The following is a 12,619-nucleotide window of genomic DNA, read 5'->3' as shown; positions in this document are numbered from 1 at the left end:
CTTTTTGAATAATACCGAATCAAGCTTACTCTTCCACTGATTCAGCTAGCTGATTATACCGTTCTCACAATCCTAGAGGAAAACCATCTTCCCATCCCGCCGACTTAGATAGTTTATTTTTTAGGTTTGGGCACATGTGGCGGTTTCTTTTCCCCACCGAGCATGATTGCAAGTATTAGGAAAATATATGGATGTGTAGTAAAGAGCAATACACTAAGAATACCAATAGGGCTAAAAATTAATTCGTTTGTTTCTGAAGAAATCCCCCCCCATACATAAACAAATAATACGAACAGGGATATAATACACATCCCAATCAACGCTTTCCCCGCTAAAGAGAACTTATATTTTTCAAGCGATAAAGCCAATGTTGTAGAAAATATACCTATGATAACAAGTAAATAAATTGTCATAAATTCTGGTTCAAATACAACTGGAAATTCGTTCATAAAGTTACGCTTCTTTAAAATTAGTATGCTGGATTACACTGCTGTTTATACGTTGTTGTTTGAAACACAAAAATCCCATGATGTTTTTGAATTGTTAAAGGTTTTAAAGCATAAACATAAAGAAAGTGAAATCAATTTTGCCCTTTTGTGTATGATTGATTTTCTTTTCTCCTCTCGTAATTGAATTTCCCATGTTTTCATTTTACATTATTATTTGTGATATAAAAAGGCGTTTTGGTTATTCTCTTTAATTAAATCGACGGCCACTCCGATATTAGTTAGCTACAAATACATGAGACATCTGCAATTACAATGAAACTCCATACTTTTTCGTTTGCTGTAACTCTCCTGGATATTGTCTAAATATTTCTTCTGCTTCTTCCACTGGAACTCCAGTTATATTGTTCAAAGTCATTTTTAGTAGCAATTTCTTCGGCCACTTCTTTTTTCTAAAATGCACAAGTATTTGCTTTTCAAACATCCAAATCCTATGAATAAATGTCCCAACATCAAAATCACTAGCAAATTCTACGTCGTTCGTTAGTCAGCAACACAAAAGCGCCTCTTCATAATTATTATTTATATACAAAATCTTGATCAAATCAAGCAATGATTCCATATCACCTTTTGATTTAAAAGACAGGTTTTTTGCTAGATTATTTTATTTTGTTTGAGAATACTTTCTTTCCTATTACATAACTTAGTTTGCGTATTACTCATATTGTCATGTTTTAAGACTAGTAGTTTAGCTTTTCTAATTTTTCACCTAATTTATCTATTTCAGAGCATTTTCTGTTCTTTCATATAATGTACTCTGTCAATTATAATTCTTTGTATCTAGCTGACTTATTGTTCGTTCAAATTGGAGTTGACTATCTTGTATTTTCTTTTCTTTATAAGGAAATGTTTTATCGAAGTCTGCTAGCCGTGTTTCATCAGGTTCCATTGCTTCACTAAAGTAAACCATGCCACTTATTCCATCAAGAGCTCCCTCTTCAAGAGGTAATGCCATTATACCAGTATAAAAATTCCCATCCGGCAAAGATAAACCATATTTTTTAGCCCCCACAAAACCATACGTTTCATAGTGGTACGGATACCCTCCAATAATAATAGATTTATAACCTAAATTTCTTGCCGCTTGTATTGAATGTGCAATTAATAATCGACCAAATCCTTGCCTATGTAATTTTGGCAAAATGCTTACTGGTCCAAACGTTATTGCTTCATATTCATTCCCATCCTTAGCTATTATTTTAGATTTAGAATAATGTATGCTACCAATTATTTCATCATCAACCATTATAACAAATGCTAATTCTTCAATAAAATCCTCGTGTTTTCTAAGATTATGCACGATAAAATGCTCATTACAACCAGGACAATATAAGTTCCAGAAAGCCTCTCTGGTTATCTCTTCCACTTTTCTATAGTCACTAGGTTGTTCATTTCTTATTTTTATATTCATTTTAAATTCCTCTCTTTTCTCTAATATATCAGTATTTCACAAGAGCATTAACACAATCAGAAATTCTTTCTTATTCACTTTTTTCAGCATAAATAATGGATAATTAATTAGCAAACTAGTACTGGCAATAGATGTATATGTATTCAGAAGGAACATTTTAGCTATAGAAAAGAACAATCTGTTATTGACCAAGTAACATAATCGCCCGTAAAAACAATATATACTGGTGCTGTTTGTTCTACAATGATTGGAGCTAATTTAAACCATTCCCACCAATCATTTTTTTGGTAACTGATTCCAATACATCTTAATTTATGATTATATCTTAAGTTACCCTCGAGGCAAATTAAAATCAAAACCATCTTCCAGATTGATAAATTTAGAGATTATTTTATTTTCTATTTGTATATAAATTTTATCAACTTCAAAAAAAGTTTTTCGATCAATATTATGCTCTATAATAATACTTTCTATTTCATTTCTTGGCTCAAGACTGTTCATCATCTCTTAGTTACTAATTGTAACAAACTCAAACGTTGATGAGTACTTATTTCTTATAAAATCCTGTATTTAAAATGGTTTTGTCTCAAGTCTTGGATGACATAACTTTTTATTTAACATAAGAATAAATTGCTAGGCGTTAGAGTATTTTAATAGCTTTGTTTGAATCCCATGAAAGTTAACAAGTCTTGACTAACACTAAATATTTAATTAATTGCTGGATTTTTCCTAATTGCTTGTTTTCTAACTACAACTCATCCTCATTAATAGCTATCGGCCCATTTTAAAACTTGTTCTCTTTAAAATTTTCTTTCCAGTCTTTTGACCAGATAATAATTTAGGTAAATAATACCGTTTTCTTATTAAAGGAGTATTATCACGTCAACAGTTCACGTCCAATAATACTCTTCTCCAAATTCGAAACAAATTCTTTATTACCATAGTCACTTAATGTTTGACCCATTAATAATTCTTGAAAATGATTATTGAATCCTCTTTCGCAGATTATTAATTCATTCATTATTTTCTCGTAAATTGCCGTACTGGGAAGTAGCACTTCTCGTTCGATTTGAGTTAACTTTGCATTCAATAAATTATCCAAACTAAATTTACAGAGCGTCGAATTATCTAGTTTGAAATAATGCAAATCAATCCCGTCCGTGCTCCAGCCTATACCTAAAGCATAATTTTTTCCGATGAAAGCAACTTCATTATTATCTATTTTAGTTAGCTTTAATTGATAATTTTGCTCATATCCTTTGAATATTTTTTCAACTTCTTTGTGAAAATCCAATTGATCACAGTCCTTTTTTTACTATAATTCCAGTTATTATTCTTTCAAGAAGTCTTCTACCATTCCTCTACTTTCTTGGCAAAATTGTAAGTTAATAACTTTAGCATAATTTTTTTCAGCATAATCAAGTAACTCTAATATATTATCTAATTTATTCTGAGGGAGCGGTATCTGATTTCTTCTTACAAAAGCAATCCACCCAAGATTAAACATCTCATTTTCTCCCAAAAACTTTATATTAATATTACTTACATTATCATATCTTTCATAACCGATGACAAAAGCAATTTTCTTGTTTGAAAATGTGATAGTAGTGTCCGTTATTTCTATTAATTTAAAATTATTATGGAGTAGAAATTCACTTTTTTTAAGGATTATTTCTTTTGCATTATCGTCTAATTTCATGCTTGAACTCCTCTTTGCTGTTACATTCTCAACTTTTCTTGGTCAAATATATAAACTCAAACTATTCTTCAAGTCCCCGATTACTTCTCTAGGAACACCGGATAATTCATATTGCTTATAATCTTCCAACCATTTATCATCTCCATTAAGTACGCTGCTCCAATGACGCGGAAGACCTCTTGCAAGTATTAAAAACGAAATATCAACCCGTTCCTGCACTGAATTATATTTTGGCAAATTATTCCTATCTTTATCATCAAAGACATGCAAAAAATAAGACCATACATCATAACTAACAAGTGAATTATCTTTATCACGGCATACATAATTCAAAGAAACTTCATCAAAATGAATTAAAAAAACAAGCGCAAAATTAGAACCAAAAATTGCTAGCTCCTCTTCAGATATAACTTTATAATTTAACTGGAATTCTTCTATTAATGATTTGAATCTATTTATAAAATCAGCTTCATATTTCATTTTGAAATCCTTCAATTTTTTTACCACTGATATTTTTTATAATAGTTTGGTAGGCTGAATACTCGTCTTTGTTAATAGCTCTCGGCTCATTATAAAACTTATTCTCTTTAAACTCCTTTACCCAGTCATTTTGACCAGATAACAATTCAGGGAAATATTTACTTAAACCTCTCGCATGAATAAGTAAGCTGTTAGAAATTTGGTCGGTCAAATTATTTGCAGGAGTTATATCGGCTAACAAATCTTTTTCATAATTTGAAAATAAGAAATTGGTTATTTTCACTTTTTCTAAGCTATGAAGAAACAGGTAATAAATATCAATACCTTCTCTACTTTTCCAAATAGTTAGAGCATAATTAGGATGTAATAACATTATTTCGTCTTCATTTACTTTAATTAAGTTAAATCGATATTCTTGAATTATATTCGCAAAGTTATTCTCTACTTCGTGCTTAAACTCCATTAATTTCACCAACTTTGTTATTTTTTATATTTCATTTCAGATGTTTTAGAATCAAATTCATAACCATGTTCTTTTAAATAAAAATATTCTTTACCAAAACCAGTCAATTCCTGTTCAAAAGTTTTTTCATTAAATCTATATAAGTTATCATTTATGGGACTTGTAGCAATTTTTACAGGATCTCTTCTTTTAATAACCTCATCTAACCAAGGTTGATTATATTCATCCCAAAATTGCAAAGGAGTTATATAAAACTCGTCAGGAGTATTCAATAAATTTAGCTTTCCTTTTTTCATTCCGAAGTTCACGCTTTTCTTATTTCCAAGCTCAGTTAGTATATTTCGAGTATCTTCGGTATATGTGCCTAAAACAGTTGTAGTCTCCCATGGGTTTCCTTTTAGTTTAACTCCAGTGGTAGTTATATATTTTAATTTTTCCACTTGTCCAAACTCAGCATAAAAGCCACTCACTCCAAAAGCTCCTACATATTGAAAAAACACAGTTGAGCCATCTACTAGCCTCTGTCCACCACCGATTCTTTCAGCAGTAACTGCATCCAAACCATAAACTGCGCGATAAAAAGCTCCAACGCCAAACAACTCGCGCATACCGGTTTCATTTTGCCAATAAATCATCTGTTGATTAACTAAATCTAATGTGGCTTCCGTATTTAGTTTGCCATTAGTCGTAACATATCCGGCACGATTTCCCTCTGGAATATATGGAAGCATTCCAATATCTTCCATAGCTTTTACTTTGTCATCTATTGCTTTTTGAGAAGCGTATAAATCCACAAGTCGTTCAAAATTTGAAGCATTTAATTTATCTACTTTGTACATCCCAGTTTGGCTATTAAAAGAAATGTTCGACTGAATATCACGCACACCACGATTGATTGCTTGAGCTAAGTCACTTAATTCTTGAAAAAAATGACTATGAGTACGTTCAAAATCAAGAAATTTTTCTAAAAGTTGTTCTTTTTTATAACTGGCAAATATTTGCGTTTGAAGCGCATTAATTTCGCCCTGCCTAGAAACTGCTGTCATCGAACTTAATTCTAATTGAATGTGTTCTAATTTATTTTCTAAACGATTTATTTTCTGATCCAATTCATACAGACCTTCTGCATCAATTTTTGCACTTGGAGAACTATCTACTTGACTGTGAAAGTCGGTAATATATTTCCTTAAAGATTCCTCGCTGACATGTAGTGCTTGTTTGATAGAAGCACAAAGCGGTAAATAAGTCGCTGCATAATATCCTTTAGACGCACTAATTGCTTCTCCAGAGAGCGAATCATCTTGCAAATAAGCAGTGATAGCATTTTGGATTGCTGTAATTTGTGTTTTAGCCTGTTGATTGGCTATTTTTAATTCATGTGAAAAATGGTTTACTTCAGCAATATCTATTCGAGTCATAAACGCATCTCCTTTGTGATATCCTGTTGTTTAGTTTCGAGCGCGTGGAGATTTTGTCGATGCTTTTTTTGCTCATTATTTAGTTCGGTTTGAATATCGTTAGTCATGCAAGCAGTTTTCCGGTTGTAATGATTTACCTCGTCTTCTATTTGCCAAAAATTATCCTCTGCGTGTTCTCCTCGCCAAACTTCTTTCATATGATAAAGGATGTCATCCATTTCACGTCTAGCTTGATGAACATCTTCTTCCACATCCTCTAAATGTCTAATTTTATTTTTAATAGCGCATAGAGCGTCATCTTCTCGCTTCATTTCTTTTTTTATTTCACCTAATTCTTGGGTACGTTTATCCACTTAACGCACCTCCAAATTCATCTTCTGGCTGATGGATTTATCTTGTTTTGCAAAAGCTTCTCCCATTTGCTTGATTCGAGTAGCATCATCTTGCGCAACAAATCCTAAATTTTCGATACCTTCAAGTAGTTCAAGTAATGATTCTCGAAAAAGCTGGATAGAATTAGTTTGCGTATAGCTCATGTTTCCATTTTTCAGAGGATAGTAATCTAACTTTCCCGCACTCTCACCTAGGGTTGTAGCATGATTATTCATTTTTTCTTTATTAATACGAATTTTTGTCATGGTTGTTTTCCCTTTCTGTATGTGAAGTTTGTATCATGGTTCTAGTATAATGGTATTTACTTGAGCTGTCATTTAGTAGCATTGAAATATAAAGCTAAATTTAACCCTAGAAGATTTAATATTTTAGCAAAAAAACACCCTCGTTAGTTCTATTTTACATGAATCTAACGAAAGTGTTTTTTTAATTGTTGTTTTTTATAAAAATCTAGTCCATCCAATGTCTTTTCAAAATGAAGAATTAGATATGTCTTCTCCCCCACTTACTTCACAAGTAGATCATTATCAAAAAATCATAAGACTCGCCAATATAGGTATTCTCTTAATCATTGTTTCCATTATACTAGCCAATATTGTTATATCTGTCGTTCATTCTGTTTCGAAATCAGATTTACAATTGCAGCATACTTATTTCCAATTATTTTAGATAATTAACATCAGTAAAAAATTAAACACGATCTTTTATTTTATTAATAATATTTTTGCCAAAAGGTGACAATTGATTAAATACCTTTCCGTTTCTATATAACTTAAGCAGTTTTTTTTCGGTTCCCTTTATTTCATTATAATTATCAATTTCATTGCTAATTAAATTTATATCTTCTTTCGGGAATCCTAAATCAGTTAAAATCCTTTCATATCCATCTTCCGAATCAGAATATGATTTTATCATGTTAATACTTTGTATAAACGCTCTATTTCTATCCCTACTAAATAAATTTTTTTTATCAAACAATTCATAAATAGCTATCATTTTCATCATTTTAAATTTTATGAATTTATCGATTTGGAATAATGTGTCAATAAATAAATTAATATCTTCACTAGTATGTTCTTTATAACTTTTAGTAAACTTAGTAATTACTTGCTTCATTCCTTTACCAGAAGTAAGTAAATAATACACAGGATCAAAAGAAAGATATCTTTCTTTATTTTTCGAATCAAAAAATGAATATTTATCTAATTTCACACCCCTCAAGTAGTTATTTTCTTTCAATATTTTATATTTGAGGTCACGAATTACATCAAACTCTTTGTTATGGGACGTTATAGTATCATAACACTTAATAAATCTATCAAGTATTCTAAATTCAATACCAGCTTCTATTATTTCGTGATAATTAATATTAAATTTTTCATTAAGTTCATTAGATAAACTATCCACGCTATTTTTCGCCTCTTGTGTTAATTCCTTATCTAAATATAAACATTCATCTTCAACATTAGTAGTACTTATTTCTAAACTTTCAAATACAATATTTAAATCTATCCAATCATTTGGATTATACATATCAAGTGTACTTTGTTTTGTTATAAAAACTTTTCCTCTTATAGGATTTTCTATATTTAGTCTTCCCACTCTCCCTATAAGATTATTCAATTCAAATACATTTCTAGGAGTATCTACTATTACCAATTGATTAGTAGGTGTATTTATACCTTCAATTAGAGTGCTTGTACATAGGATAGTATGTATACATCCATCTAAACGTGAAAATTCATTTTCTATGTACTTTCTTAGAAATATAGGTGTTTCCCCATGATGAATTCCAACGCCTTGTTTTAAATACTCAACGTAATACCATTTTGGGTGTATATTTTCTGATATCCACTCAATTATTTCGTTATCTCCACTTCTATATGCTAAATACCCATTATTATTATTTTCTAAAAATTGTTTTATGCTTTGGGGAGATTTAAAATAAACAAATCTTTTATCCTCATGATTTCCTAAGTAGTTTACTAACTCGGGCGTATATTCTACTTCATTGTATACTAGATTTAAATTTGTTATAAATTTTTCAATCTGTATATTAGATTTAGCAAAACTAACACTTCTTATGAAAGGGCCAAGTAATAAAATTTTATCTGCTCTACTAAGTAAATACTTATATATATAATTCATTTTAATTAATCTACTATCTTCATTGCTTTTTCGTTTGTTGCGCTTACTAACCGTATTTTCTGAATTAAGTTTATATATTTCATCATAAATTAACAAATCAATTCTTTTATTATTTAAATATTGCTGAAATAAGCTTGTGTTAATTCTTTCTGGAACAACTATTATTATTTTTTTTGTAGTATCATAATATTGTTTTAACTCTGCATCAGAGGTAATCAACGTATAGCTTTTACCAAAGTAAGTAAAGCATTTTTCTCTTAATTCATTCATTAATGCAATAGTAGGTACAACAAAAACCACGTCATCAATTTTTGAACTATTACGCTTAATATACTCTAAAGCGATAAACGTTTTTCCAAAACTAGTGGGAGCACTTATAAAGAGATTTCCTTTTTGGAGTAACTCTAAGCATTTTTCTTGTTCGCTAGTTAAGATAATATTTTGATTGATGAAAGATTGCCTATTCGCTTGGTTCAATTTAGAAAAAAAACTATCACTCTTTGAATAAATATCTAAATCTGAAATTCCTAATACAGCATCATGAATAGTTTCTTTATCATATACTTTTCTTAAAACCACTTTTCTAAACTCATCCATTTTAATATCTAAATATTTCTCTTCATTTAAAGTCATAATATTTTTCTCCTTCTAGTTCAGACTGTATTTGAAAGAATTTCAGAAAATTTTCTTTATCTAAAATAGGTAAAACAAATATTAGTACTTCAAATTTCTCTTTCAGTTTTTTAACTTTACAGTTTTTTTCAATTATCTTTTTTACTTTTGCTTCTTGATATGTATCAGCGCATATTAAAAAAATAATTAATTTTTCTGTTACATCGTCAGTTATTTCAATTAATTCATGAGTTCTATTAGTTTTAATATTTCTAAACAATTCAGCACTATAATTTAGATCTTCATATAAGTCATCATTATGTTTTTCCAGCGAGTCTACAGCTCTATTTAATGCTTCAGTTAAACTATTATAAAACTTAGCTTCTAAATAATATATTTCTTTTTTTTCAGGTATATAGATAGAGCCATCATTACCATAGACAGCCATAGTAGGGTTTGTTTTAAATATAAGTTTAGGATAAATATATTTATCACTGTTACTTTCAAGAAATTCACTCACCAAACTATGCATTAGAAATTCTCCTATATCTCCCTGTAAAATAGTGTGCGTGGTATCTATTCCCCCTTTTTTTATAAATCCCAAATTTTTTAATGCACTAAAGCATTTCTTTACAATTAGCCTTTCATCATAGGCTGCATCAGGAGTATATGTGGTAGCTAAATTTATAATATTTCCTTTATCGAAAATTAAATTTGAAATTTTTTTGAATAAAATCTCGTTCTTTGCAGTTAATTCTCTCCAGCTAAAATACTTAAGTTTTATTTTACTAGAGATTTGATCCAATTTCTTATTTCTAAATGCTATATCGTCATCAATATGTAATACTTTATAATAATAATCTTTTTCATAGGTATTATTATCTTTAATTCCTAATTCTTCTATAAGAATATTCGATATTTCACTTCTAACTTTATTGAAAAAAAATCTGTTGTTTTTATAAGTAATTTTACCTACACTGTATTTAACCTTTAAATTATTGGTATAAGCAATAATAAAAAATAAATTTTCATGGTTTCTACTATAAGTACTATAAAAATATTCAACCTCTTTAACACGCTCTGAATATGTGATTTCTCCAGAGCTTTCAAATAAATTATAAACATATTCCGAAATTGTATAATGCATCAACACTTTCATTTTCATTCAATCTCCTTATTTTTAAAATATTTCTCTTTAGTTCATTTTATCACAAAATATTCTAAACAAAAATTTTTACTAGCTTATTAATCCATAAAAATAACGTTTGTTCAAGTCTACTGAATGAAAGACTATTAAATGTTATATATATGTTTTATATTATATTGGAGCACAATATAATAAAAGGATAAACTTTTTTATCAGCGAACAGTATTTAAATTAGCAGCTGATTATAAAATTAAAAACCCTACTTTAAGACGCTTTCATGTTATCTTGCGTAGCCCAATGAAAAAATTTCTAAGTGATCTCTGAGCGATTAACACTTGGCGATATACTATATATAAAAGCAATACATAAAAAATACTACCAAATATTAGATTTTAAGTTATAATAGACTTTAGACGTGTGGTTAGATTTTTAACTTGTGTTTCGCAAGTTTTGATAAAAAAGGTAGAGAGACTTGTTCATTATCCTTACTGTACCATAGGCGCTATTGCCTATAAAACGTAATGAGTAACCACACGGTCTATTTTTTTTGGAGGTAAATAAATATGGATACTTTTGAAGATGTAAATTCATTAGAAGAGCTTGCTAAAATTCTAAAAACACCGAAAAAATTTTTGACTTATATTTTATATAAGAAGAAGGTTGAAAACTCATATACAAATCTCTTAATCCCTAAAAAAAGTGGAGGTCAGAGAAATATTAGCGTCCCTTCGAAAGAATTAAAAGATGTTCAAAGAAATATCGTGAAAGTAATGTTAACACAACAAAATATATTCCAGTTTGAAAATAATATTAAATCTAATATTTCTCATGCTTTTACTAAAGATAAAAGTATTATAACAAATGCTGAAATACATAAAAATAAACGTTTTGTTCTTAATATAGATTTAGAAGATTTTTTTGAAAGTTTTCATTTTGGAAGAGTCCAAGGATATTTTGAGAAGAATAAGAGCTATTTATTCCCTAAAAATATAGCAACAGTTTTAGCTCAATTAACATGTTACAATGGTTCTCTACCACAAGGTGCGCCGTCATCTCCAATAATAACCAATCTAATTTGCAATATTTTAGATATGAAATTATTAAAAATTGCCAAAAAATATAAACTAGATTATTCAAGGTATGCTGATGATTTAACTTTTTCAACAAATAATAAAAACTTCGAAGAAAAGTCAGAAGAATTTTTTTATCAATTAGAAATAATTATTAAACAATCTGGTTTTAAAATTAATCCAAAAAAAACTCGACTCCAATATAAAACATCCAGACAAATTGTTACTGGATTGGTCGTAAATAAAAAAGTAAATGTAATTAGAGAGTTTTATAAAAATACTAGAGCAATGGCAAACTCTTTATATAAAACTGGCGCTTTTACTATAAATGATACAAAAGGTACTTTAAGACAGCTTGAAGGTCGTTTTTCATTTATAAATCACATAAATAAAGTAAATAATAAAAAAAGACAAATAAACGATAAAGAGTTGACATTTAATTTTAGATGTTTAAATGGTCAGGAAAAAGAATTTCAAAAGTTCCTATTTTATAAATATTTCTTTAATAATGAAAAACCATGCATTTTAACAGAAGGACCTACAGATATTCTTTATTTAAAAAGTGCTCTTAAAAACCTCTATGAAGATTATCCAAAATTAATAAAAAAAGTAAATGGAGAATTTATATTCAAAATTTTCTTTTTAGAAAGATTGAAAGACAAAAATACACAAAAAGTATCAAAAATGCAATATTTTTTTGGCTTAGAAAAAGATGGTGCTGATACTATGAAACAAATCTATAACTACTATGTTTCTGATAAAGAGAAGAAACATTGTCCAAATTATAGTGAATTGTTCAAAAAAATGAATGTCACTTCTAAGAATCCATGCATACTTATATTAGATAACGAGCTTAGTGTAAAGGATAAACCATTAAAAAATTTACTAAACTATATAGGTATAGATAAAGAGTGTAATAAGATTGCGGAATTAAAGGAAAAATATTATTTAAATATTACTTCAAATTTGTATGTTGCTACAAATCCCTTAGTTAATGAACTAAAAGAATGTGAAATAGAAGATTTATTAGAAGAAGCTGTCTTAAAGACAGAGCTTAATGGAAAAACATTTAAAAAATCCGAAAAAATTTTTAATAATACTAAAAATTATGGAAAAAGAGCTCTCTCTAAATATGTATGGAAAAATTACGATGATATAAATTTTGAAAACTTTAGACCTCTATTAGATGCCATTGATCAAATAGTAACAAAATATAATGATTAATTAATTTTATGTAAAATAAAGCCTAGAATCTTTTTAAAATAAGGATTC

General features: G+C 28.7%; 12 protein-coding genes. 1 reads left to right on the top strand and 11 read right to left on the bottom strand.

Annotation, left to right across the window (positions count from 1 at the left end):
• Window positions 1-113: 113 nt before the first annotated feature.
• The 11 genes from HRK21_RS11275 to HRK21_RS11225 all read right to left on the bottom strand — a co-directional run bounded on the left by HRK21_RS11275 (window position 114) and on the right by HRK21_RS11225 (window position 10,295).
• On the bottom strand, window positions 114-449 hold the full coding sequence (locus HRK21_RS11275; protein ID WP_070006903.1) for a hypothetical protein: 336 nt from the start codon (window positions 447-449) through the stop codon (window positions 114-116).
• An 817-nt stretch (window positions 450-1,266) separates the two neighbouring features.
• Complete coding sequence (locus HRK21_RS11270) at window positions 1,267-1,917, bottom strand: GNAT family N-acetyltransferase (protein ID WP_070006901.1); 651 nt, start codon at window positions 1,915-1,917, stop codon at window positions 1,267-1,269.
• Between the two features lie 877 nt (window positions 1,918-2,794).
• Window positions 2,795-3,211, bottom strand: coding sequence for a hypothetical protein (locus HRK21_RS11265; protein ID WP_070006899.1), 417 nt, complete (start codon window positions 3,209-3,211; stop codon window positions 2,795-2,797).
• 36 nt (window positions 3,212-3,247) lie between these two features.
• Complete coding sequence (locus HRK21_RS11260) at window positions 3,248-3,616, bottom strand: hypothetical protein (RefSeq protein ID WP_070006896.1); 369 nt, start codon at window positions 3,614-3,616, stop codon at window positions 3,248-3,250.
• A 42-nt stretch (window positions 3,617-3,658) separates the two neighbouring features.
• Complete coding sequence (locus tag HRK21_RS11255; protein ID WP_070006894.1) at window positions 3,659-4,096, bottom strand: hypothetical protein; 438 nt, start codon at window positions 4,094-4,096, stop codon at window positions 3,659-3,661.
• A complete protein-coding gene (locus HRK21_RS11250; protein ID WP_070006893.1) occupies window positions 4,086-4,559 on the bottom strand; it encodes a hypothetical protein in 474 nt (157 codons plus the stop codon). The genes HRK21_RS11255 and HRK21_RS11250 overlap by 11 nt, the downstream gene beginning before the upstream one ends.
• A gap of 17 nt (window positions 4,560-4,576) precedes the next feature.
• Window positions 4,577-5,977 (bottom strand): T7SS effector LXG polymorphic toxin, encoded by a 1,401-nt coding sequence (locus HRK21_RS11245; RefSeq protein WP_070006892.1) that lies wholly within the window; start codon window positions 5,975-5,977, stop codon window positions 4,577-4,579.
• Complete coding sequence (locus HRK21_RS11240; RefSeq protein WP_070006891.1) at window positions 5,974-6,330, bottom strand: hypothetical protein; 357 nt, start codon at window positions 6,328-6,330, stop codon at window positions 5,974-5,976. The genes HRK21_RS11245 and HRK21_RS11240 overlap by 4 nt, the downstream gene beginning before the upstream one ends.
• Entirely contained in the window at window positions 6,331-6,615 is a 285-nt protein-coding gene (locus tag HRK21_RS11235) for a DUF3130 family protein (protein WP_070006890.1), read from the bottom strand.
• A gap of 445 nt (window positions 6,616-7,060) precedes the next feature.
• Window positions 7,061-9,151, bottom strand: a complete 2,091-nt coding sequence (locus tag HRK21_RS11230; protein WP_070006889.1) for a DEAD/DEAH box helicase — start codon at window positions 9,149-9,151, stop codon at window positions 7,061-7,063.
• Complete coding sequence (locus HRK21_RS11225) at window positions 9,138-10,295, bottom strand: Hachiman antiphage defense system protein HamA (protein WP_077952774.1); 1,158 nt, start codon at window positions 10,293-10,295, stop codon at window positions 9,138-9,140. Before HRK21_RS11225 ends, HRK21_RS11230 begins: the two co-directional genes overlap by 14 nt.
• A gap of 545 nt (window positions 10,296-10,840) precedes the next feature.
• On the opposite strand from HRK21_RS11225, the gene HRK21_RS11220 reads away from it, so the two are divergent.
• Window positions 10,841-12,571, top strand: a complete 1,731-nt coding sequence (locus HRK21_RS11220) for a retron Ec67 family RNA-directed DNA polymerase/endonuclease (RefSeq protein ID WP_070006885.1) — start codon at window positions 10,841-10,843, stop codon at window positions 12,569-12,571.
• The last annotated feature ends 48 nt before the right edge of the window (window positions 12,572-12,619 follow it).

The sequence above is a fragment of the Listeria monocytogenes genome, from assembly GCF_013282665.1.
GTDB lineage: Bacteria > Bacillota > Bacilli > Lactobacillales > Listeriaceae > Listeria > Listeria monocytogenes_C.
Note: the sequence above shows the minus strand (reverse complement) of the source record. Positions and strands in the feature narration are given on the sequence as shown.

Excerpts from the sequence above, each read along its gene's own strand:
- HRK21_RS11275 (WP_070006903.1), bottom strand. The coding sequence starts at position 449 with ATGAACGAATTTCCAGTTGTATTTGAACCAGAATTTATGACAATTTAT.
- HRK21_RS11270 (WP_070006901.1), bottom strand. The coding sequence starts at position 1,917 with ATGAATATAAAAATAAGAAATGAACAACCTAGTGACTATAGAAAAGTG.
- HRK21_RS11260 (WP_070006896.1), bottom strand. The coding sequence starts at position 3,616 with ATGAAATTAGACGATAATGCAAAAGAAATAATCCTTAAAAAAAGTGAA.
- HRK21_RS11255 (WP_070006894.1), bottom strand. The coding sequence starts at position 4,096 with ATGAAATATGAAGCTGATTTTATAAATAGATTCAAATCATTAATAGAA.
- HRK21_RS11250 (WP_070006893.1), bottom strand. The coding sequence starts at position 4,559 with ATGGAGTTTAAGCACGAAGTAGAGAATAACTTTGCGAATATAATTCAA.
- HRK21_RS11245 (WP_070006892.1), bottom strand. The coding sequence starts at position 5,977 with ATGACTCGAATAGATATTGCTGAAGTAAACCATTTTTCACATGAATTA.
- HRK21_RS11235 (WP_070006890.1), bottom strand. The coding sequence starts at position 6,615 with ATGACAAAAATTCGTATTAATAAAGAAAAAATGAATAATCATGCTACA.
- HRK21_RS11230 (WP_070006889.1), bottom strand. The coding sequence starts at position 9,151 with ATGACTTTAAATGAAGAGAAATATTTAGATATTAAAATGGATGAGTTT.
- HRK21_RS11225 (WP_077952774.1), bottom strand. The coding sequence starts at position 10,295 with ATGAAAATGAAAGTGTTGATGCATTATACAATTTCGGAATATGTTTAT.
- HRK21_RS11220 (WP_070006885.1), top strand. The coding sequence starts at position 10,841 with ATGGATACTTTTGAAGATGTAAATTCATTAGAAGAGCTTGCTAAAATT.